We start from the raw sequence: 21,680 nt of genomic DNA on the forward strand, positions 1-21,680 counted from the left end.
GGTAAAAGAGCCGCGTGTTCAGCCGTCCAGTTCGGCGCGAGCCGCGTCGAGTCCGGCTTCCGTGTCGGCGTCGAATCCGGCGTCGTTCATAGCCTCGCCGACCGTCCGAATGCCTCGGAGAATCTGGTCGTCATCTAAGTTCCCCATGTTCGAGACGCGGAAGATACGCCCGCCGAGGTGGGCCTGCCCGCCGCTGATGGAGACGTTGCGCTCTTTGACGGCGTCGAAGAAATCGCTCGGCGATTCTTTGATGCTCTCGGGTAGCGAGACGGCGGTGAGCGTGTTCGAGTAGCTCGAGTCGTCGTTGAGTGCGGCGAACAGCGAGAGACCCATCGCCTCGAATCCGGCGCGGAAGGCGGCCGACTGACGGCGGTGGCGGGCGATGCGCGTCGACATCGTCTCGTCTTCGATTTGTTCGACGGCGACCGCGAGCGCCCGAAACAGCGGGACGGCGCTCGTAAACGGCGTCTGATGGGAGTCGGCCTTGCGCAGATGCCACTCCAGGTCCTCGTAGAAGGGAGCGCTTTCGCCGTCCAGATGCTCGACGGCGCGGTCTGCGACGTACATCGCGCTCACGCCGGGCGGTGCGGCGAGCGCCTTCTGGGAGTCGGTGATGGCGATATCGACGTTCCAGTCGTCGATTTTGAACTCGTCGCCGCCGATGCTGGTGACGCCGTCCACGACGAAGCGAGCGTCCGCGGCGGCGACGAGTTCGCCGACCTGCTCGACCGGGTTCAGAATCCCCGTCGAGGTTTCGTTGTGAACCATCGTCACCACGTCCGTCTCGTCGGTGATGACGTCGGCGACGGCGTCGAGGTCGAACGATTCACCCCAGTCGACTTCGACGGCCGAAACCTGCGCGTGGCGGTCTGCGATGCGCTTGAACCGACGACCGAACTTGCCGTTTACGAGCGCGACGACCTCGCTGTCGTCGTGGGTGAGGTTCGCGACGGCGGCTTCCATGCCCATCGTCGCCGTGCCGTTCAGAATGAGGCTCGTTCCTCCCGCGGACGTACAGGACCCGTCGAGCGTCGAACATTCGAAGATGTAGTCGAGCCCGGACTGCGCGCGGGCGTAGGTCGCTTCGAACTCGGCCGAGCGGTGAGAGACCATAGACCCATCCATGGCTCGTCGCACGGCGTCGGTTATCGGGACTGGTCCTGGGTTCAGCAGGAGGAACTCCTCCGACATATCTCCCACTTCGAGGCCCAACAGATAACCCCTGTGGGTTTGGCCAAGTCTCGCCAGTGTTCAGGCATGTTCACACGCGACTGTCGGCGCCGTGCCCCGGAGATTTTAGCACCGGGCGACCGAAGCGTCGGTAATGACCGACGGCGACGACAATCCCTATCTCGACGACCCCGAAACCGAGTTTCGCCCCCTCGCCGACCTGAGCGAGGACGAAGCAGCCGAGGAGGTCGAATTGCTTCGCGAGGCCATCCGAAATCACGACCGACGGTACTACGTCGAAAACCAACCACTCATCGCAGACCGGGTCTACGACGCGCTGTTCAGCCGCCTCCAGGACTTAGAGGACGCCTTCGACCTCTGGGCGGAAGACAGTCCGACCCGCCGGGTGGGCGAGGAACCGCTCGACGAACTCGAAACCGTCGAACACGTCGCCCCGATGAAGTCCATCGACTCCTCCGGCGAGGAGACCGACGTGCGCGCTTTCGACCAGCGCGTCCGGAACGCGGTCGGTGAGGTGGCCTACTTCTGCGAACCGAAGTTCGACGGCCTCTCGGTCGAAGTCGTCTACGAGGACGGGCGCTACGTTCGGGCAGCCACCCGCGGCGACGGCGTCACGGGCGAGGACGTGACCGCGAACGTGCGAACCATTCGATCTGTCCCCCAGCGGCTCCACGGTGATCACCCCGACACCCTCGTCGTGCGCGGCGAGGTGTTCATGCCCCGAGACGCCTTCCAGGCGCACAACCGCGAGCGCATCGAGGCCGGAGACGACCCCTTCGCCAACCCCCGAAACGCGGCGGCAGGGACGCTCCGCCAACTCGACCCGCAGATTACCGCACAGCGACCCCTCGACTGTTTCTTCTTCGGCGTGCTCGAATCGAGCCGCGAGTTCGAAACCCACGAGGAGCAACACGATTTGCTTCCCGAGTGGGGCCTCAAATCATCCGCCCGGTCGAAACGCGTGCCCGACATCGACGGCGCAATCGGGTATCGAGACGACCTGCAGGCGGCCCGAGACGACCTGAACTACGAAATCGACGGGACGGTCATCAAGGTGAACGACCTCGCGGCATGTGCGGAACTTGGCTCCACGTCGCGAGCCCCGCGGTGGGCCTACGCCTACAAGTTCCCGGCGCGAACCGAGCAGACGCGCATCGCCGACATCGTCGTGCAGGTGGGCAGAACCGGCCGCCTGACGCCCGTCGCCCTGCTCGACCCGGTGGACGTGTCGGGGGTCACCGTCTCCAGAGCGACCCTCCACAACCCCGGCGAAATCGAGTCGCTGAACGTGAACGTGGGCGACGAGATCCGCGTCGAGCGCGCCGGAGACGTGATTCCGTACGTCTCGGAAGTTGTCGAGAAACACTCCGAGGGACACTTCGAGTACCCAGACACCTGCCCTGTCTGTGACAGTCCGGTCGAGCGCGAGGGGCCACTCGCGTTCTGTACCGGCGGGTTCGCCTGCCGCGCCCAACTCGAACGCGCCGTCCAGCACTACGCCAGTCGGAGCGCACTCGACATCGAGGGTCTCGGCGCAGAGAAGGTGGTTCAACTCATCGACGCCGACCTCATCGAGACCATCGCCGACCTCTACACCCTCTCGCGGGAGGACCTGGTTGAACTCGAGGGGTGGGGCGAGAAGAGCGCGGACAACCTGCTCGCGGAACTCGACGCCGCAAAACAGCCCGCCCTCGCTGACTTCCTCGTCGGACTCGGCATCCCGTCGGTCGGGCCGACCACGGCTCGGTCGCTCGCCCGAGAGTTCGGAACCCTCGACGCCGTCATGGAAGCAAGTGAAGCAGCGTTACAGGACGTGCCGGACGTCGGTCCGACGGTCGCCAGTGACATCCACGCCTTCTTCGACTCCGAGGAGAACCGCCGCGTCATCGAGCAGTTACGCGAGCGCGGTGTCGAACCCGAGACGGCAGAGACGGCCGCCGGAAACGAACTCGACGGTCTCACCTTCGTGTTCACCGGCAGTCTCTCGGAGATGACTCGCGGCGAGGCACAGGAACTCGTCCAGCAACACGGGGCGAACGCCACAGGAAGCGTCTCCGGGAACACCGACTACCTCGTCGCCGGGGAGAATCCGGGCGCGAGTAAAACGAACGATGCGGAGGAAAACGACGTGCCGATTCTCGACGAGAAAGCGTTCTGGGACCTGCTCGAAACAAAGGGCGTCACTGCTTCCAGATGAGCCCCGAGATGTCTCCCGAGAGGACGACTTCGTCCGCCTCGTTCGTACACGTCGTGGTCGCGTCGATATTGTAGCGGTCTTCTCGCTCGTCGATGGTGTCGAGAACCATCTCGCAGGTGATGGTTTCGCCGGTGAAGACGGGTCGGCGAAACCGAAACTCCATCGTGTGCGCGAGGAAGTTGATGTCGCCGCCGAGTTTGGTGGGGAGGGTAGCGGTGAGCAGGCCCTGAGCCATGAGTCTGCCCTCCTCGTCGGGTTCGGTGTGGCGGGGCTGGTCGTCACCGCTAATCTCGCCGAACTGGTGGACGTCCTCGTGCATGAAGCGACGCTGGTGCGTGTAGGTCTCGCCTTCTTCGAGCTGCATCAGTGGCGGAGGCCACGAAGGCGGGAAAGAAAGGTGTTGTGCGCCTCAGAGGTCGGCGTTCTCGAAGCGATAGTAGCCAATCGCGAGAGGGACGGCGGCCCAGACGAGCAGGACGAGCAGGCCGAACCACGGTTCCATGAATACCGACGGCACGTTTCCAGCGGACTGGATGCCCGCGTTCGCCGGAAGCACCAGGCCAATCGCGTTGCTGTAGGCCGAACTCGGACTGATGTTCGCAATGAACAGGTACCAGTCAGGCGGATTCGGGGTGAAAAACACTCCTTCAATCGCGTAGAGGAGCAGCGACGGGATGAACCCCCAGACGAACTCGAAGAGGACGAAGAAGGCGAACACGAGTGCCGTGGCCTTCGACGCAGAGCCGGTCGCGCCGGAGATGCCGACGCCGACGCTCACGAACACGACGCCGAACAGGAGCGTGAGCAGGGTGAAGCCGACGAACGCCGACGCGGAGAACGAACTGTAGAGCACGACCACGACGACGGCCGCGAGGACGAACCCGGCGAGGATGGCCGTCGCGAGGACGCCAGAACGACCGAGCAGTTTCCCGAGAACCACGTCTCGGCGGGTGTGTGGGAGCGCGAGCAGGAACTTCAGACTCCCGCTCTCGCGTTCTCCGACGATTGCCTTGTACCCGACCAGCAGCCCCGTGAGTGGGACGAGTGTGCCGACTGGCCCGAGCAGGAAGACGATGAGGCCGACGGTAGAGAGTGCTCTGTTCCCGGCGGTCGGCGCGATGTATTCGGCGAAGACGTACGCCGCACCGACGGCGAAGAGGACGAATACCGTGGCGAGCGCGATGAGGACTTTCGAACGGATGGCGTCCGCGAAGTCCTTCTTCGCGACGGTGACGGCGGTCACGCCGAAACCTCCGTGTACGAGGCGAACAGGTCTTCGAGCGACGCCTCTTTCGTCGAGAAGTCGGTCACGGTCGCGCCGTTGTCTTCGAGCGTGGTGAGGACGCGCGTCTTCGTCCCGTCCTCGCAGGCGACTGTGACCGTGTCGTCCTCGTGAGATACGTCGAGCACGCCCGGCAGCGAACGGACGGCGTCGAGCGCGCCGTCAGGAAGTGCGGCGACGGTGATGACGAGCGTCGTCCCCGCGCCGGTCTCGTCTCTGAGCGCAGAGAGCGTGTCCTCGGCGACGAGTTCGCCCTTCCGGAGAATCCCAACGCGGTCACAGATGGCTTCGACCTGTTCTAAAATATGACTGGAGAAGAACACGGTCGCGCCGCGGTCGCGTTCTTCGGTGATGATGCGACGCATCTCGCGGGCCCCGTTCGGGTCGAGGCCGGTCGATGGTTCGTCCAGGATGAGCAGTTCGGGGCTGCCAGCGATGGCCATCGCGAGTGCCAGTCGCTGGCGCATCCCCTTCGAGTACCCACCCGCTTTCCGGTCGCCCTCGCCTTCGAGGCCGACTCGTCGGAGGAGTGCGTCGGGGTCGTCGCTCGCCTCCTTCGATTCGATGGCGAACTCGACGTGCTTGCGGCCGGTCAAACGGTTGTACATCGAGAAGCCTTCGGGGAGGACGCCCGTCTGCTGGCGAACCGCGAGGCTTTCGGCCTGCGCGTCGTGGCCGAGGACGGTAACCGTCCCCGCCGTCGGGCGGATGAAGTCGAGCAGGAGGTTGATGGTGGTGGACTTTCCCGCCCCGTTCGGGCCGAGAAAGCCATAGATTTCGCCGCGCTCGACCGTCAGGTCGAGGGTTTTCAGGGCGGCCACGTCGTCGTATCGCTTGGTGACGTTGGCCAGTTCGATGGCGGCCATACGTGGCGCTTCCGCGCTTTCGGTGAAAAGTGTTGGGTCAGACTTCGTCGTCCGGGTCGTGGCGCTCGGCCATCCGCGCGGCCTCTTTCTCGTAGCGTTCGCGCGTCTCCTCGTCGGCTACGTCATACACGTTTGCCGGGTCGGCGCTGATGGCGGCGGTGGTCGGAATACGCCCGAGGGCGGCCGTCGAGCGTTCTTTCGGCAGGTACCGCGCGCCGTCTTCGGTGGCGTAGACGAGCGAGATGAGTCCCTTGTCGTCGTAGGTGCGATGGACCAGCCAGAGGCGCAGGGAATCGTCCGTGTCAGGTGACATCTACGGCCCCGTTAGGGAGTGGATACGTTTAATCTGGCGGGACCGGTCGCCGGTCGCGGACGCGCAGGATACGACGTTCGTCCGACACTTCGACCTCGGTGAGCGTCCGGTTCGCCGAGCCGTTAAATATCGCTTTCAACGCACCAGAAACGATATGCTTGTGGAAACGAATGAAACGGGCTGAAACGGTGGTAAAACGGTCGTACACCCTTATCCTGCGGTCACCAGATTGGACAGGTGCAAACCATGAACCAATCGAGGAGTGGGGAACACACGGACACAGGATCGCGCACGTGGACTAGACGCGCCGTCGTGGGCACGGTGTGTGGCACCGCGATCGCCGCGGTTGCCGGCTGTACCGGCCCCGGCGGGTCGGCGAACAACACGACGACGACCGAACAGACGACCATCGGTGAGACGACCAGCGAGGAGATGACCGAAACCACGAGCGAAGAAACGACCAGCGAGACCACTACGACGATGAACGAGACGACGACCATGGACAACGAAACTACGACGATGGGCAACGAGACGACCACGGTCAACGGGACGACAGGAACTACCGAGGAGGAGACGACAGAAACAACAGAGGAGACGTAGGGACGGCGGGGAAGCGAGGAGCGTTCGGGGGAGGGGAGTGAGGCGGAGGCCGCGCGTTACGTTCAACCGTCTCCGGGCGATACGAGGGGTATGGACGCGGCCGCCCTTCGGGAGCAGGCGACATCCCTCCCCAGCGAGCCGGGGGTCTACCAGTTCCTGGAGGGCGACACCACGCTCTACGTCGGGAAAGCGGTCGACTTACGCAGTCGGGTGCGGTCGTACGCCGACCCACGCAGTTTTCGCATCGGACAGATGGTCGAACGCGCAGAGACCGTCGACTACGCCGTCACTGACACGGAGACGCAGGCGCTGTTGCTCGAAGCGAACCTCATCAAGCGCCACCAGCCGAAGTACAACGTCCGGCTGAAAGACGACAAGTCATATCCACTCGTCCAGCTCACGGGCCACGAGTACCCGCGCATCGAAGTGACCCGCGACCCCGAGCAGGGCGCGACCGTCTTCGGCCCGTACACGAACCGTCGCCGGGTGGACGAAGTGGTGAAGGCCATCCGTGAGACCTACGGTATCCGGGGCTGTTCTGACCACAAATTCGCCGGGCGCACTCGCCCTTGCATCGACTTCAACATCGGGCTGTGTACTGCCCCCTGCACCGGCGAAATCGGGAAGGGAGCCTACGTCGCCGACGTGGATGCTGTCGTCCGCTTTTTCGAAGGCGAGAGCGGCATACTCACGGAACCGCTCGAGGCCGAGATGGAACGCGCCGCCGCCAATCAGGAGTTCGAGCGGGCGGCGAATCTGCGCGACCGCCTCGACGCGGCCCGTCGGTTTCACGGGGGCGGCGGTGACGTCGTCGCCAAATCGGGGAGCGAGATGGTCGTGGACGTGCTCGGCGTCGTCATCGAGGGCGAGACGGCGACGGTGGCCCGCCTGCACAGCGAGCGCGGCCAACTCGTCGACCGCAAGCAGTACACTATGGACGCCCCCGAGGGTGGCGAGGAACGGGTCGCTGCCGTGCTCGCTGCGTTCATCCCGCAGTTTTACGCCGAGCGAGAGTTGCCCGACGCCATCTTGCTGCCAGAGCGCCACGACGACCCGGAAATCGACCGATGGCTGGAAGCCGAAGGGGTCTCCGCCCGCGTACCGGGCGCGGGCCGCGAGGCGACGCTCGTCGATTTGGCGCTCAAAAACGCCCGGCGGTCGCCGGCAACCGACGAGGGTCGGGCACTCGGCGACGCCCTTGGCATGGGTCGAATTCGTCGCATCGAGGGGTTCGACGTGAGCCACGCCCAGGGGAAGGCCGTCGTCGGGAGCAACGTGACGTTCGTGGACGGGTCGGCAGCGAAGGCCGACTACCGGCGGAAGAAGCTCACCGACACGAACGACGACTACGCGAACATGCGTGACCTGATTCGCTGGCGGGCAGAACGCGCCGTGGAGGGTCGAGACGACCGCCCGGACCCCGACCTCCTGCTCATCGACGGGGGCGAAGGGCAGTTGAATGCCGCCCGCGAGGCACTCTCGGAAGTCGGGTGGGACGTACCAGCCATCGCTCTTGCGAAGGCAGAAGAACTCGTGATTACCTCCGAGGGGACCTACGACTGGCCCTCGAAGGCACCGCAGCTGCACCTCCTCCAGCGCGTGCGCGACGAGTCCCACCGCTTTGCGGTCCAGTACCACCAGACGCTCCGCGACGAGGTGAAGACCGTCCTCGACGACATCCCCGGGGTCGGTCCGGAGCTGCGAAAGCGACTCCTGCGACGGTTCGGAAGCGTCGATGGCATCCGGGCCGCCTCGGTGAGCGAGTTGCAGTCGGTGGCCGGCGTCGGTGCGTCGCGGGCCGAGCAGATACGCCGTCGCCTCCAATAGTCAACGAGGCTAACAATTAACTCGGGGTACTGAGAAGTGACCGTATGGATAGCTTCTTCTACCAACTCGGAAAGCTCTCGAGAGGCGCAGACGGGGGCGGTCTGGGTCGTGTAGTCGCGCTCGCCGCCGCCGTGGTTCTGTTCCTGGTCCTCCTCTCGGTTCTCGACGGAATCGCGATTCTCGGCCTCCTCGCCCTCGCCGGGGCGGCCATCATCGTCGCGAAGTCCGTCGTCATCGTCCAGGCCTACGAAAAGCAGGCGCTCACCGTCTTCGGTGAGTTCCGCGACCTGCTCGGTCCCGGTATCCGATTCGTCCCGCCGTTCGTCTCCGAGACCTACGCGTTCGACATGCGGACCCAGACGATGGACGTTCCAGAGCAGGAAGCCATCACCCGCGACAACTCGCCGGTCATCGCGAACGCGGTCCTCTACCTCAGAGTGACCGATGCAAAGCGGGCGTTCCTCGAAGTGGACGACTACATGCGCGCCACTTCGAACCTCGCCCAGACGACGCTGCGCGCTGTGTTGGGTGACATGGAACTCGACGACACGCTCTCGCGGCGTCGCGAGATAAACGACCGCATCCGCCGCGAACTGGAAGGGCCCACCGACGCGTGGGGCATCCGCGTCGAGGCGGTGGAGGTCCAGAACATCACGCCGAGTCGCGACGTGGTCGCCGCGATGGAAGAACAAACCTCGGCAGAACGTCGCCGCCGCGCGATGATTCTCGAAGCGCAGGGTGAACGGCGCAGTTCCATCGAGCGCGCTCAGGGTGAGAAAGACTCCTCGGTCATCCGCGCACAGGGTGAAAAGCAGGCCCAGATGTTAGAAGCGCAGGGTGACTCCATCGCGACGACGCTCCGGGCACGCGCCGCGGAGGCGATGGGCGAGCGGGCCGTCCTCGACAAGGGACTGGAATCGCTCGAAGCCATCGGGACGAGCCCCTCCACTACCTACATCATGCCACAGGAACTGACCTCGCTGGTCGGCCGCTACGGCAAGCACCTCACCGGGAGCGACGTGAGCGCGAACGGCGAGGAACTTCTGAGTCAGGCGTTCGACGCAGAGACCCGCGAGTTGCTCGGGCTGGACGACATCGACGAGATTCTGAAGCAGGTAGAAGTGGCGGAGGCGAATACGGTGCCCGAAGAAGTCGAAGCCGAGTAGCAATTTAATTTTCAATAAGACAATTTCAGTTGTTTTATGCAGTTCCACCGGGACGTGTGCGTATGGCTTCGGACGACGCCACGACGACGGCCACGGGTACGACCACGCTCGACGCTTCGTTCACGGAGATGAGCGAGATTCTGATGCCGAACGATACGAACAATCTCGGCCGCGCCCTCGGTGGCTCTGTCCTCCACTGGATGGACATCTGCGGGGCGATTGCAGCGCGACGCTTCTGCGAGGGGCAGGTCGTCACCGCGTCGATGGACCACGTCGATTTCACGGGGGCTATCGACCTCGGAGACATCGTCACGCTCGAAGCCTACGTCTTCGACACCGGTCGGACGAGCATGGACGTGAAGGTGAACGTTTCCGCAGAACGCCCGAGCGAGGGTGAGTGCCAGCAGACGGCAACCTCGTTTTTTACCTTCGTCGCCCTCGACGAGGCCGAACAGCCGGCCACGGTTCCCGACCTCGACTGTCCGACGACGAAGCAAGAAGGGCTGCGCGACCTCGCGCTCGAACAGCGGCGGGCGCGTCGGATGGAACTCGCGGCCGCACTCGAATGACGGACGCAACTGGACTGGCGATAACTTCATATAACCCGTCTTTCTGTCCATCTCAAGCCACCCGATGACGACAGGACTGTATGGAGATACGACGCGCCACAGAAGCCGACTTCGACGCCATCAGAGACGTCGCCTACGCCGCGTGGAAGGCGACCTACGACGACATTCTGGACGAGGACACCATCACTCGGACGGTCGAAGAATGGTACGCGCCCGACGCGCTTCGAACCCTCATCGACCAACGGGAAACCGACTTTCTCGTCGCCGACGATGGCGGGGTCGTCGCGTTCTGCCACGGCGTCTCGACCGCGAACGAGGGAGACATCGTCCGCCTCTACACGCATCCCGACCGCTGGGACGAGGGTATCGGCTACCGACTCTACGAGCGATTCCGCGACGACCTGCGCGACGACGGCGTGGCCGAGATGCGAGCCATCGTCGTGGACGGCGATGAAATGGCGGAGACGCTGTTTACGCGAATGGGCTTTCGAAAGTCGGGGTCGGGCAGCGTGACGATGGCCGACCAGGAAGTGGCAGAGTCGGTGTACTCACGGGCGGTTTAGTTACCAGTCGAGCGACCCACCGCTCTGGTACTCCGTGACCTTCGTTTCGAAGAAGTTCTTCTCCTTGTTCAGGTCGACCGCCTCCGACATCCACGGGAAGGGGTTGTCAGTGTGGAACTGCTTTTCTAAGTCCAGTTGTTGCAATCGACGGTCTGCGATGTACTCGACGTATTCTGCGAACTGTTCCGCGTTCATCCCGAGAATCGCGTCCGGACAGGCCTCGCGGGCGTATATCTGTTCGAGTTCCACGGCCTCGACGATGAGGTCGGTCACCTCCGCATCGAACTCCTCGGTCCAGACGCCCGGATGCTCGCGGCGAATCTCGTTTACGAGGTCCACGCCGAAGGCGAGGTGGACCGACTCGTCGCGCATGATGTACTCGAACTGCTCGCCGATGCCGACCATCTTCCCCTGTCGCTTGAGGGCGAGCATCATCGCAAACCCAGCGTAGAAGAAGATGCCTTCCATGATGACGTAGAAGCCGACGAGGTCGCGTAAGAACGCTCGCACGTCGTCGTCCGTCTCGATGGTGAAAGTCGGGTCGTCCACCACCTGCGTGAGTTCGACCACGAATTCGTCTTTCTCAGCGATGGAGGGAATACGGTCGTACATTCCGTAGATGTACTCGGGGTCGAGGCCGAGCGAGTCACAGCAGTAGATGAACGTGTCCGTGTGGATGGCCTCCTCGTAGGCTTGCCGAAGGAGGTACTGGCGACACTCGGGGGCAGTCACGTACTCGTAGAGGGCGAGGACGATGTTGTTCGCGGTGAGCGATTCCGCCGTCGAGAAAAATCCCATGTTCCACTCGACGAGGCGGCGTTCCTCGTCGCTCAATTTCCCGTTTTGCCACTGGAACACGTCGTCCTGCATCGGAACCTCTTCTGGCGTCCAGTTGTTCGCGACGCCCGCCTTGTAGTACTCGCGGGCCCACCCGTAATCGATTGGCAGAATCTTGTTCGGGTCGTGTTCGGTGGTGGTATCGAGGAGCGTCATTGGCAGGACTCGCAGGTCGGGTCGGAGACGCGACAGAGGTCTCCCTCGTCTGTGTTCGATTGCTCGCCGCGGGTCTGGGTCTTCCCGTATTCATCTAGGTCGAGGGTGGACTTCTCGATTTGACTCGCGCCGAGCGTTCTGAGGTAATAGGTCGTCTTCAGGCCGAGTTCCCAGGCGGTGGTGTAGATGTCGTCTAAGAGTTTGCCGTCGGTGGCCGGGAAGAAGACGTTGTGGCTCTGGCTCTGGTCGATCCAGACGCCTCGCTGGGCGGTGAGGCGCAACTGGTGGCGCGGGTCGATTTCGAACGCGCCGCGGTGTTTCTCGCGAAGTTCCGCGGGGATGTCTCGAATCTCTTGAATCGAGCCGTCGTGGTACTTGATTCGGTCCACCATGCCCGCATCCCAGAGACCCGCAGCTTTCAGGTCGGCGACGAGGGACTCGTTTACGACGGTGAACTCCCCGCTCATGTTCGACTTGACGTAGAGATTCGAGTAGATTGGTTCGATGGAGGGCGTCGTCCCCGCAATCGTCGAAATCGTCGCGGTGGGAGCGACCGCCATCGTATTCGAGTTGCGCATCCCGTGGTCGGCGACGTGGTCACGGAGTTCGTTCCAGTCGAGACGTTCGGTCACGTCGAGGGGAATCTCCCGGTAGCGTTCGGCTTCGAGCAGGTCGATGGTGTCCTGTGGGAAGATTCCACGTGACCACTTCGACCCCTCGTAGGAGTCGTACGAACCGCGTTCTGCGGCGAGTTTCGACGACCCGAGAATCGCGTGGTAGGAGACGAACTCCTGGGCTTCGTCCGCGAAGACGACCGCTCGTTCGGAGGCGAACGGGATGTCCTGTTCGAGGAGAGCAGCGTGAAAGCCCATGACGCCGAGGCCGACAGGTCGATGGCGCAGGTTCGACCGCTCTGCTTCCTCGGTCGGGTAGAAGTTCAGGTCGACCACGTTGTCGAGCATTCGCATCGCTGTCTCGACGGTGTCGGCGAGTTTCTCGCGGTCGAGGCCGCCTCCGGTGACGTGTCGAGAGAGATTTACCGAGCCGAGATTGCAGACGGCCGTTTCCTCCGCGTTCGTGTTGAGCGTGATTTCGGTACACAGATTCGAGGAGTTCACCACGCCGGCGTGGTCCTGTGGCGACCGGACATTACACGGGTCTTTGAACGTAATCCAGGGGTGACCCGTCTCGAACAGCCGGGTGAGCAGTTTCCGCCAGAGGTCTTTCGCGGCGACCTGCTCGTACTGGCGAAACTCGCCCGCCTCGGCACGGCGCTCGTACTCACGGTACTTCTCTGTGAACTCCTGACCGTAGGTTTCGTGGAGGTCGGGCACCTCGTCGGGAGAAAAGAGCGTCCACTGCTCGTCGGCCTGGACGCGCTCCATGAACAGGTCTGGAATCCACGCGGCGGTGTTCATGTCGTGGGTGCGACGGCGCTCATCGCCCGTGTTCCGGCGCAAATCGACGAACGCCGGGAAGTCGAGATGCCAGCATTCGAGATAGGCGCAGGCCGCGCCGCGACGCTTTCCCGAGCGGTTGATGGCCGCCGTCACGTCGTTCGAAATCTTGAGGAACGGGACGACGCCGGTGGATTCGACGCCCGTGCTCTCGATGAGTGCTCCCGCTGCCCGGAGATTCGTCCAGTCGTTGCCGAGGCCCCCGGACCACTTCGAGAGATTCGCGTGCTGTTTGTAGGCGTCGAAGATGTCGTCCAAATCGTCGCGAACGGTGGTGAGATAACACGACGAAAGCTGTGGATGGGCAGTTCCGGCGTGGAACAGCGTCGGTGTCGAGGTGACGAAGTCGAGCGATGAGAGGACGTCGTAGAAATCGACGGCGTGGTCGATTCGTCGCTGTTCGTCCTCGTTCAACGCGAGACCCATCGCCACGCGCATCCAGAACGTCTGGGGGAGTTCGAGCGGTTGTTCGTCCGTCTCTGGGCGCAGGAAGTACCGCTGGACGAGCGTCTCCATTGCCATATAGTCCAGTCGGTCGTCGCGTGACGGGACGAGACAGTCTGCGAGTTCGTCAAGGTCGTACTCGCCCATTCGGGCGTCGAGCAGGCCGCTGTCCACGCCCTCGCGGATGCTCGCCTTGAAGTGGTCGCGATACGCCCTATCCACGTCGTCGGAGAGCGGTGTGCCGAGCAGACGTTCGTAGTACCCACGGCGAAATACGGCGGCCGCGAGGCGGTCGAACAGGGGGTCGCGCTCGATGCGAGCAGTGAGCGACTGGACGACGGCCTCAAACAGTTCTTCGCGCGACGTCCCGTCGTAGAGGGTGCGTTCGATTTCAGAGACGAGTTCGTTGCGCACGTCGGGTGCGAGCGACCCCTCGACGCTCCCCGATGCACGGTCGAGTATCGTCTGTACCGAGTCGGTCTGTGAGTTGGATTGTTGGTAACTCATGGATAGATTTCAGCCGAGCGTTGCCACTCAGAGCCGGCGCAGAGCGCCGCTCGAAACCGAGAGCGGCCTCGGCCGCGGTGTATGCAGTCGTGCTCCGCCATCGCGGTTAAACCTTTCCAATATTGGTTTCAATAAAACAAATTTAGTTGTATTAAGAGGCCGTGAGTGCAACTCGACGTGTATCCGGGCAACGGTCGTGGAAAAATCGTGCGAACCTCAGGCTTCGCCGGGGGCCGGGACTCCGTCGTCTGCGTCGAGATCGAACTCCTTTCTGAGTTTCTGGATGCGGTCCCGGATGTCGGCGGCCAGTTCGAACTCCAAGTTGTCCGCCGCCTCCTGCATCCGGTCTTCGAGTTCGTAGATGAGGTCCAACGCCTCGTCGTCCGTCTCCGGAGTCACGCGGGCGACGTTGCGCTGTTTCTTCTTGCTCCCGGGGAGACTCGTCTTCCCGACTTCCTTCTGGATAGTCTGGGGTTCGAAGCCGTGTTCCTCGTTGAACTCGGTCTGAATCTGCCGACGGCGCTGGGTCTCGTCGATGGCCGTCCGCATCGCATCGGTCGTGTCGTCGGCGTAGAGGATGACCTCGCCGTTGACGTTGCGGGCAGCGCGTCCCATCGTCTGGATGAGCGTCGTCGAAGACCGGAGGAAGCCCTGCTGGTCTGCGTCGAGGACGGCGACTAGCGAGACTTCAGGAATGTCGAGGCCCTCGCGCAGCAGATTGATGCCGACGAGCACGTCGAACTCGCCGAGGCGCAGGCCGCGAATCAACTCGTGGCGCTCCAGCGTATCCGTCTCGTCGTGCATGTACTCGACCGCCACGCCAGCCTCCTCGAAGTATTCGGTGAGGTCTTCTGCCATGCGTTTCGTGAGCGTCGTCACGAGGACGCGCTCCTCGCGCTCGACGCGCTCTGCGATTCGGTCGAGTAGGTCTTCGACCTGTCCCCCCGCCGGTGAAATCTCCACCTTCGGGTCCACGAGATGCGTCGGACGAACGATTTGTTCGACGATTTGCGCCGAGTGTTCACGCTCATAGTCTGCCGGCGTCGCACTCACGTACAGCGTCTGGTCGGTCTTCTCCTGGAACTCTTCGAAGGTGAGCGGCCGGTTGTCGTAGGCCGTCGGGAGACGGAATCCGTTGCCAACCAGCGAGTCCTTTCGCGATTTGTCACCCGCGAACTGACCCTTAATCTGTGGGAGCGTGACGTGGGATTCGTCGATGACGGTCAGGAAGTCGTCGGGGAAGTAGTCGAGCAGCGTGTACGGCGGGTCGCCCACCTGCCGGTTGTCGAGGTGGACCGAGTAGTTCTCGATGCCGGAGCAGTACCCCGTCTCGCGCATCATCTCTAAGTCGAACGTCGTGCGCTCTTCGATGCGCTGGGCGGCGATGAGGTCGCCCTTGCGCTGGAAGTAGTTGATGCGGTCTTCGAGGAGGTCCTCGATTTCCTCGATGGCCTGTTCCAGACGCTGTTCTGGAATCGAATAGTGCTCTGCAGGGTGGACGAGGACGGCCGGTTCCTCGCTTTTGACCCCACCCTCCAGGGTGTCCACCTTCAACATCCGGTCGATTTCGTCGCCCCAGAACTCGATGCGGACGGCGAACCGGCCGTACATCGGGAACACTTCGAGGGTGTCGCCGCGGACGCGGAACGTCCCGTTCGTGAAGTCGACGTCGTTGCGGTCGTAGTTCAGGTCCACGAGGCGTTTTAGCACCTCGTCGCGGTCGATTTGCTGACCCTGCTCTAAGCGCAGCGCCATCGATTCGTAGTTGCGCGGGTCACCGAGGCCGTAGATGGCGGAGACGGAGGCGACCACGATGACGTCGTCGCGGGTCAGCAGCGAGCGCGTCGCCGAGTGGCGCAGGCGGTCGATTTCCTCGTTGATGGAGGCGTCCTTGTCAATGTAGGTGTCCGTCTGCTCGATGTACGCCTCTGGCTGGTAGTAGTCGTAGTACGAAACGAAATACTCGACTGCGTTGTCCGGAAAGAGGTTCTTGAACTCTTCGTACAACTGGGCGGCGAGGGTCTTGTTGTGGGCGATGACGAGCGTCGGCTTCTGTATCTCCTCTATCACCCAGCTCACCGTGTTCGTCTTCCCCGACCCCGTCACGCCGAGCAGGGTCTGGCGGTCCATTCCCTCGCGAAACCCTGCCGCGAGTTGCTCGATTGCTTCGGGCTGGTCACCCGCAGGGTCGAACGGCGCTTCCACCCGAAACGGTCGCCCCTTTCCCGGTTGGTCTGGGGACAACGGACCGGAATCACTCATTGGCCGGTGTTGGGCCCCGAGCCACTTGACCTGTGTGCCTGCCCACTCAGAGAACGCCGTCGAACGACGGGGTGAGCGCCGCCCAACCGTGCTTCCTGACGTGCAACGAGAGGGCACAGACGAGGGCGATGACGCCGGCCACCGTGGCGATGGCGAAGGCGACGCGATACCCTGCGTCGGTGTAGATGCGCGACCCGGCCACCGTCTCGCCGGTCCAGTAGGCGTCGAGGATGACACCCATCAGCGTCGGGAACAGCGCCGCGCCGATGTAGCCAAGGGTGTTCACCGTCCCCGTCGAGACGCCGCTCGCGGCGCTGTCGTGGCGCTCCTTGATGACCGTGTAGGCGATGGCGAACCCGCCCATCAGGAAGCCGATGAGGAAGAACATGGCCGCGACGAAGGCAAGCGGGGGCGTGCCAGAGAGTGCGACGCCGCCGAGGACGGCAGTGTAGACGAATCCCGCGACGACGAGAATCGCCGTCCGATTTTCGAGGCGGTCAGAAATCCACCCGAAGGTGGGCGGGCCGAGGACGAGACCGACGCTCCCGAGCAACGTGTAGGTCGACGCCTCGGTCACGGTCAGACCGTACTGCTGGACGACGAAGGGGACGCCCCACAGGCCGAGCAGCGTGATGTTGACGCCGATGATGCAAAACAACATCAGCCCCGCGAGCCACGTCTCGCGTTCTCTGAGGACGCCACCGAGGTTCGACGCGACTTCAGAGAGCGAGAGGGCGGGCGAGGACGGAACGCCGTCGATTGGGTCGAGGCCCGCTTGCTTCGGCGTGTCGCGGGCAAGGACGTAGATGGCCACCGCGAGGAAGAAGCCAAAGCTACCGAGGACGAGAATGGTATCGCGCCACCCGACACCCGCCACGACGATGGCGAGGGGCGTCGTCGCGAGGATACCGCCGAGCCCCGAAACCCCGACGGTCAGGCCGTTCAGGGTGGCGAACTCGTTCGCCCGATACCAGTTCGCGACGAATCGGAGGATGGAGATGTAGATGACCGACGCGCCCAATCCGAGCAGGGCGCGGCTCGCGAACGCCGTGACGAAACTGTTCGCAAAGGCGAACGCGACTGCCCCGATACTCATGACGAGGACGGCGACGGTCGCGGTTTTTCTGATACCAGCGCGGTCTACGAGCACGCCGGAGGGTAACTGGAGCGCGGCGTAGATGTAGAAAAACGCAGCGTGCAACGTGCCGAGACCCGCGCCGGTGGTGTCGAATGCGCGCATCAGCTCGTCCGCGAGGACGGCAGTCGAGAGCCGATAGAGACTCACGAGGATGAACGCGACGGCGAGGGCCCCCCACACCACCCACCGGCGACGGGACGGGTCGGACCAGAAGTTCACGTGCGGTGTGACAGTGAGTGTCGTAAAAAGTGTTCACGAAGCGGCAGAGTTGCCGTCAGTACTCGAATTGGAGATTTTCCGGATGTTCCGACACGACCCACCAGCGGGCTTCCTCACGCGGATGGCGACGCTTCAGGTGCGTCGTGAGCGTCGCGTGGTTCGAAAAGTCTCGGCCACAGAGGTTGCACCGGTGGTGGTTGTTGTGTGGCATACTATACCAATCGACGGCGAGAAGAATGAATTTGCGTGCTGGACGACCGACGAATCGGTGTAGAAGACGGTGGGGGGAGCTATCGAGTCACCGCCAAACGCACCGGTCAGCAGACCGGTTTCGGGTTCACTCCCATGCCTTCGAGCGTCTCCGTATACTCTCGGTAGGCCGCCTGCAGTGCCTCGCTCGCGGCGTCGAGTGCGGTTGCCCAGTCCTCCTCTGCGTCACAGAGTTCCGCGAGCGCGGCGACCGCCTGTTCTTCCTGCTCGTCCAGGTCGCTCGAAAGGTCACGGAACAGCTGGGAAGTCTTCGGGTCTGCCTTCCCGACGAAGAAACCGACGAGTTGCTTCTTCGACGCCCGGGCGACGAGAACGCGCCCGCAGAACCCGCCGAGGCGGGCGATGGGGTCTTCGAGGTCGCGGAGGTAGGTCTGAATCGCCGGGACGCGGTCGCCGAGGTCATCGTCGTCGAGTTTTGCAGCGACCTGCTCGTAGTGGTCGTACTCGTCTTCGGCGGCCGCCTCGAACACGGCGCGCGCGGTGTCGTTTTCCTCAGACTCCGCCCATGCCTCGAACGTCTCTGCGGCGGTGTGTTCTGCCGTGGCGGCGGCCTTCAGGACGGGTTTCTTGTCCAAGTCGCCGTGCGTGTCGGCGTAGAGTGCCTTCGAGGAGCCAAGTCGTGAGAGCGGTGTCTTGTTCTCCTCTCGGACGGTGTCGAGGAAGTCCTCTGGAGTCATAGCATGCGATACGACTGCTCGCCGGATTTATCCATCGGTGTCGGTTACGTCTGCTCCGCGGGCTTTGGCCGGCGAGGGACCCGCACATGTGACAACTGACCGACTATACTATGGCGTCTGCTGTCGTACGGGCTGTAATGCTCCTTCTGGCCACGCAAGTTGGGGGCGACCTCCCTCCGCTTACGGTGGATATGCTGGTCGTTTTCGGCATCGCTCTCCTTGCGTTCAGCCTGTTCGTGAGCGAGCGCGTCCCCGTCGACGTGACGGCGCTCATCATTATGTTCGTGCTCATCGTCCTCGGTTCCTGGACGAATATCACGCCCGAAGAGGGTATTTCCGGATTCTCCAACATGGGAACCATCACCGTCCTCGCGATGTTCGTACTGAGCGCGGGCATCACCCGAACCGGGGCAGTCCAGCGCCTCGGCACACGAATGGCGGCGTACGCTGGAACGGACGAACGCAAACAACTGCTCGCCACGCTCACAGTCGCCGGAATCCCTTCAGGATTCATCAACAACACACCCATCGTCGCGATGCTCGTTCCCGTCGTCTCTGACCTCGCACAGAAGGGGCGCACCTCTCCATCGAAACTCCTCATCCCCCTCTCGTACGCCTCCATGGTGGGCGGCATGCTCACGCTCATCGGCACTTCGACAAACCTGGTCGCGAGCAGCGTCTCCGCACGCCTCATCGACCACCCATTCTCCATGTTTGAGTTCACGAAACTCGGCGTCCTCGTGTTCTTAACGGGGGCGATCTACCTCATCTTCGTCGGTCACCGGCTGATTCCAGAACGCATCAAGCCCGCTGAAAACTACGTCACCGAGTACGACCTCGCGCCGTATCTGGCGGAAGTCGTCGTCAACGAAGCGTCACCGCTGGTGGGTCAACGTCTCCGAGGGGGGCTTCGCAGCACAGAGTTCGACTTCGACGTTATCCAGGTGATTCGAGAGGGAGAGACGTTCCTCGAGCCGTTGGACAGCGTCAGAATTCGTGCGAACGATAAACTCGTCCTCCGAGCGAACATCGACATCGTTCGACGGCTCGTGGCGACTAAAGGGCTGTCGCTCGGGTCGACAGACGGCAGCAGCGACGAAGCGCTTGCGACTGACCTGGGGTCACAGACACTGGCCGAACTCATCCTCCCCTCCTGGTCCGGGCTCTTGGGGCAATCGCTCCGAAGTTCCACCTTTCGACAGCGGTACGACGCGAACGTACTGGCGATCCGCCGCGGAGGTGAACTCCTCCAACAACGGTTGAATCACATTCGCCTCCGAAGTGGTGACACGCTGTTGATTCAGGCGACCGAGGAGAGCCTCGACAAATTGTCGAACGACCGTGACATCATCGTCGTCTCCCAAGCGCCACAACGGGAGTTTCTCGAATCGAAGACATCGCTCGCAATTGGGATTGTCGTCAGCGTCGTCGTCCTCGCCGCACTCGGCGTCCTCGACATCCTCGTCGCGGCAATCGGTGGCGTCATCGCAATGGTTCTCGGCGGTATCCTCAGACCCCACGAGATTTACGATGCCGTCGATTGGGACGTCATCTTCCTGCTCGCCGGCGTCATCCCACTGGGAATGGCGTTCGAACAGACGGGCGCAGCCACCCTCCTCGGTGGCCTCGTTGCGTTGAGCGGCAACGTCCTCCCCCTCATCGGCGTTCTGTGGGTGTTTTACGTCGTCACGGCGCTGATGACCGCGCTCCTCAGCAATACCGCGAGCGTCGTCCTGATGATTCCCGTCGCCGTTTCCACTGCAGCTCAGGTGGGTGCGAACCCGTTCGCGTTCGTCCTCGCGGTGACCTTCGCGGCGAGCGCCGATTTCATGACACCGATTGGCTACCAGACGAACCTCCTCGTCTACGGCCCCGGCGGGTATCGATTCACCGACTACTTCCGGGTGGGTGCACCGCTTCAAGTGCTTCTCTCGCTCGTAACGGTGCTCGGAATCGCGTTCTTCTGGGGTTTGTAGCCGCGTGAGGGTCGACGAGTGGGTTGCGGGACGCGTCGCTACGAGATGCTGTGCACAATAAACGTAGTGATGAAGGCGTTCAGTTCCCGCGCTCGATTGGCGCGTCCACGAGGTTGCCCCACTCGGTCCACGACCCGTCGTAGTTCACGACGCTGTCGTAGCCGAGGAGTTCGGAGAGCGCGAACCACGCAATCGAGGAGCGCTCGCCGATACGGCAGTAGGTGACGACCTCCTGGTCGTTTTTGATGCCCTGGCTCTCGTAGAGTTCGCGGAGTTCGTCCGCGGACTTGAATGTGCCGTCGTCGGTGACCGTCGCGGCCCACGAGATGTTAGCCGCACCGGGGATGTGGCCGCCGCGCTGGGCGGTCTCCTGAAGGCCTGGCGGGGCGAGAATCTCGCCGGAGAACTCCTCTGGACTGCGCACGTCGACGAGCGGAACGCCGCGGTCGATGGCCTTCTCGACGTCCGTGCGGTAGGCGCGAATGCCCTCGAACGGCCCACGAGCGTTGTACGTCTGCTCGCTGAAGGACGGCACCTCGTCGGTGGTTGGGTAGTCGTTTTCGACCCAGTAGTCGCGGCCACCGTTGAGGAGGCGAACGTCCTCGTGGCCGTAGTACTTGAACTGCCAGTAGGTGTAGGCGGCGAACCAGTTCGAGTTGTCACCGTAGAGGACGACCGTCGAGTCCTCGGTGATGCCGTGGCTGCCGAGCAGGTTCTCGAAGTCCTCCTTCTGGAGGATGTCTCGCTCGACCTGGTCCTGCAGTTCAGTCTCCCAGTTGAAGCCGATTGCGCCCGGCGCGTGGGCCTCGTCGTAGGCTTCCGTGTCTACGTCGACTTCCACCAGTCGATACTCGGAGTCGTCGCTCTGAAACTCATCGAGGTGACTCTCCACCCAGTCCGCGGAGACGAGGACGTCTTTTGCGTAATCGCTCATGGTTGCGCTAGACCCTACGCTACCCACCTTCATAGTAGTATGACTCAAGGCAGGTCCGGCCTCTCCTCCCACCTCGCCGTAAGTGTTGCCGGGAGCTACGACGAGCGAAAAACCGGGCGCTGACGCAGTTGGTAGCCAATCAGCGAGTCTGGATACAAAAGGTGGCTTGTGAGAGCGTCTTCGCGAAAGTCCGGAATCCCGGCAACAGCGTCCGGCATCCCCGAGTCGC

19 protein-coding genes are annotated in these 21,680 nt (G+C 63.0%); 7 read left to right on the forward strand and 12 right to left on the reverse strand.

Annotated features, from left to right (window positions below):
- Nucleotides 1–18: 18 nt before the first annotated feature.
- The gene (locus tag P1M51_RS14865; protein WP_276274663.1) at nt 19–1,191 is read right to left on the reverse strand and encodes an alanine--glyoxylate aminotransferase family protein; all 1,173 of its coding nucleotides are present in this window, start codon (nt 1,189–1,191) and stop codon (nt 19–21) included.
- A 133-nt stretch (nt 1,192–1,324) separates the two neighbouring features.
- On the opposite strand from P1M51_RS14865, the gene ligA reads away from it, so the two are divergent.
- Nucleotides 1,325–3,388 carry an NAD-dependent DNA ligase LigA gene (gene ligA / locus P1M51_RS14870; protein ID WP_276274664.1) on the forward strand — a complete coding sequence of 688 codons (2,064 nt, stop codon included), beginning with the start codon at nt 1,325–1,327 and terminating at the stop codon, nt 3,386–3,388.
- Here the strand turns inward: ligA and P1M51_RS14875 are convergent.
- The 4 genes from P1M51_RS14875 to P1M51_RS14890 are packed head-to-tail and all read right to left on the reverse strand — an operon-like array spanning nt 3,372 to nt 5,849.
- A complete protein-coding gene (locus tag P1M51_RS14875; RefSeq protein WP_276245950.1) occupies nt 3,372–3,752 on the reverse strand; it encodes a MaoC/PaaZ C-terminal domain-containing protein in 381 nt (126 codons plus the stop codon). The two genes, ligA and P1M51_RS14875, sit on opposite strands and share 17 nt — an antisense overlap.
- A gap of 45 nt (nt 3,753–3,797) precedes the next feature.
- Nucleotides 3,798–4,631 carry an ABC transporter permease subunit gene (locus P1M51_RS14880; RefSeq protein ID WP_276245951.1) on the reverse strand — a complete coding sequence of 278 codons (834 nt, stop codon included), beginning with the start codon at nt 4,629–4,631 and terminating at the stop codon, nt 3,798–3,800.
- The gene (locus P1M51_RS14885; protein ID WP_276274665.1) at nt 4,628–5,536 is read right to left on the reverse strand and encodes an ABC transporter ATP-binding protein; all 909 of its coding nucleotides are present in this window, start codon (nt 5,534–5,536) and stop codon (nt 4,628–4,630) included. Before P1M51_RS14885 ends, P1M51_RS14880 begins: the two co-directional genes overlap by 4 nt.
- A 37-nt stretch (nt 5,537–5,573) precedes the next feature.
- The gene (locus P1M51_RS14890; protein WP_276245953.1) at nt 5,574–5,849 is read right to left on the reverse strand and encodes a hypothetical protein; all 276 of its coding nucleotides are present in this window, start codon (nt 5,847–5,849) and stop codon (nt 5,574–5,576) included.
- 321 nt (nt 5,850–6,170) lie between these two features.
- Between P1M51_RS14890 and P1M51_RS14895 the strand changes: the two genes are divergently transcribed.
- The 5 genes from P1M51_RS14895 (at nt 6,171) to P1M51_RS14915 (ending at nt 10,574) form a co-directional block, all read left to right on the forward strand.
- On the forward strand, nt 6,171–6,449 hold the full coding sequence (locus P1M51_RS14895) for a hypothetical protein (protein ID WP_276245954.1): 279 nt from the start codon (nt 6,171–6,173) through the stop codon (nt 6,447–6,449).
- A gap of 90 nt (nt 6,450–6,539) precedes the next feature.
- Nucleotides 6,540–8,276, forward strand: a complete 1,737-nt coding sequence (locus tag P1M51_RS14900; protein ID WP_276274666.1) for an excinuclease ABC subunit C — start codon at nt 6,540–6,542, stop codon at nt 8,274–8,276.
- Between the two features lie 44 nt (nt 8,277–8,320).
- Complete coding sequence (locus P1M51_RS14905) at nt 8,321–9,442, forward strand: SPFH domain-containing protein (RefSeq protein ID WP_276245956.1); 1,122 nt, start codon at nt 8,321–8,323, stop codon at nt 9,440–9,442.
- Nucleotides 9,443–9,504: 62 nt separating this feature from the next.
- Nucleotides 9,505–10,011 (forward strand): acyl-CoA thioesterase, encoded by a 507-nt coding sequence (locus tag P1M51_RS14910; protein WP_276245957.1) that lies wholly within the window; start codon nt 9,505–9,507, stop codon nt 10,009–10,011.
- An 80-nt stretch (nt 10,012–10,091) separates the two neighbouring features.
- Entirely contained in the window at nt 10,092–10,574 is a 483-nt protein-coding gene (locus tag P1M51_RS14915) for a GNAT family N-acetyltransferase (RefSeq protein WP_276245958.1), read from the forward strand.
- Here P1M51_RS14915 and P1M51_RS14920 read toward each other — a convergent pair whose 3' ends face one another.
- From P1M51_RS14920 to P1M51_RS14945, 6 genes are all read right to left on the reverse strand, one after another.
- Complete coding sequence (locus P1M51_RS14920) at nt 10,575–11,567, reverse strand: ribonucleotide-diphosphate reductase subunit beta (protein ID WP_276245959.1); 993 nt, start codon at nt 11,565–11,567, stop codon at nt 10,575–10,577.
- Nucleotides 11,564–13,975 carry a ribonucleoside-diphosphate reductase subunit alpha gene (locus P1M51_RS14925; RefSeq protein WP_276245960.1) on the reverse strand — a complete coding sequence of 804 codons (2,412 nt, stop codon included), beginning with the start codon at nt 13,973–13,975 and terminating at the stop codon, nt 11,564–11,566. The genes P1M51_RS14920 and P1M51_RS14925 overlap by 4 nt, the downstream gene beginning before the upstream one ends.
- A gap of 216 nt (nt 13,976–14,191) precedes the next feature.
- A complete protein-coding gene (gene uvrB / locus P1M51_RS14930; RefSeq protein WP_276274667.1) occupies nt 14,192–16,237 on the reverse strand; it encodes an excinuclease ABC subunit UvrB in 2,046 nt (681 codons plus the stop codon).
- Between the two features lie 46 nt (nt 16,238–16,283).
- Nucleotides 16,284–17,594: an MFS transporter gene (locus P1M51_RS14935; RefSeq protein ID WP_276245962.1), complete on the reverse strand. Its 1,311-nt coding sequence runs from the start codon at nt 17,592–17,594 to the stop codon at nt 16,284–16,286.
- A gap of 55 nt (nt 17,595–17,649) precedes the next feature.
- Nucleotides 17,650–17,805 carry a hypothetical protein gene (locus P1M51_RS14940; protein ID WP_276245963.1) on the reverse strand — a complete coding sequence of 52 codons (156 nt, stop codon included), beginning with the start codon at nt 17,803–17,805 and terminating at the stop codon, nt 17,650–17,652.
- Between the two features lie 106 nt (nt 17,806–17,911).
- Nucleotides 17,912–18,541: a rubrerythrin family protein gene (locus tag P1M51_RS14945; RefSeq protein WP_276245964.1), complete on the reverse strand. Its 630-nt coding sequence runs from the start codon at nt 18,539–18,541 to the stop codon at nt 17,912–17,914.
- Nucleotides 18,542–18,678: 137 nt separating this feature from the next.
- Here P1M51_RS14945 and P1M51_RS14950 point away from each other — a divergent pair, with 137 nt between their 5' ends.
- Nucleotides 18,679–20,517 carry an SLC13 family permease gene (locus P1M51_RS14950; RefSeq protein WP_369685309.1) on the forward strand — a complete coding sequence of 613 codons (1,839 nt, stop codon included), beginning with the start codon at nt 18,679–18,681 and terminating at the stop codon, nt 20,515–20,517.
- Between the two features lie 79 nt (nt 20,518–20,596).
- On the opposite strand, the gene P1M51_RS14955 is transcribed toward P1M51_RS14950, so the two are convergent.
- Nucleotides 20,597–21,451: a sulfurtransferase gene (locus tag P1M51_RS14955; protein WP_276245965.1), complete on the reverse strand. Its 855-nt coding sequence runs from the start codon at nt 21,449–21,451 to the stop codon at nt 20,597–20,599.
- Nucleotides 21,452–21,680 lie beyond the last annotated feature (229 nt).

Origin of the sequence: Haladaptatus sp. QDMS2 (assembly GCF_029338295.1) — an archaeon.
Classification (GTDB): Archaea; Halobacteriota; Halobacteria; order Halobacteriales; family Halococcaceae; genus QDMS2.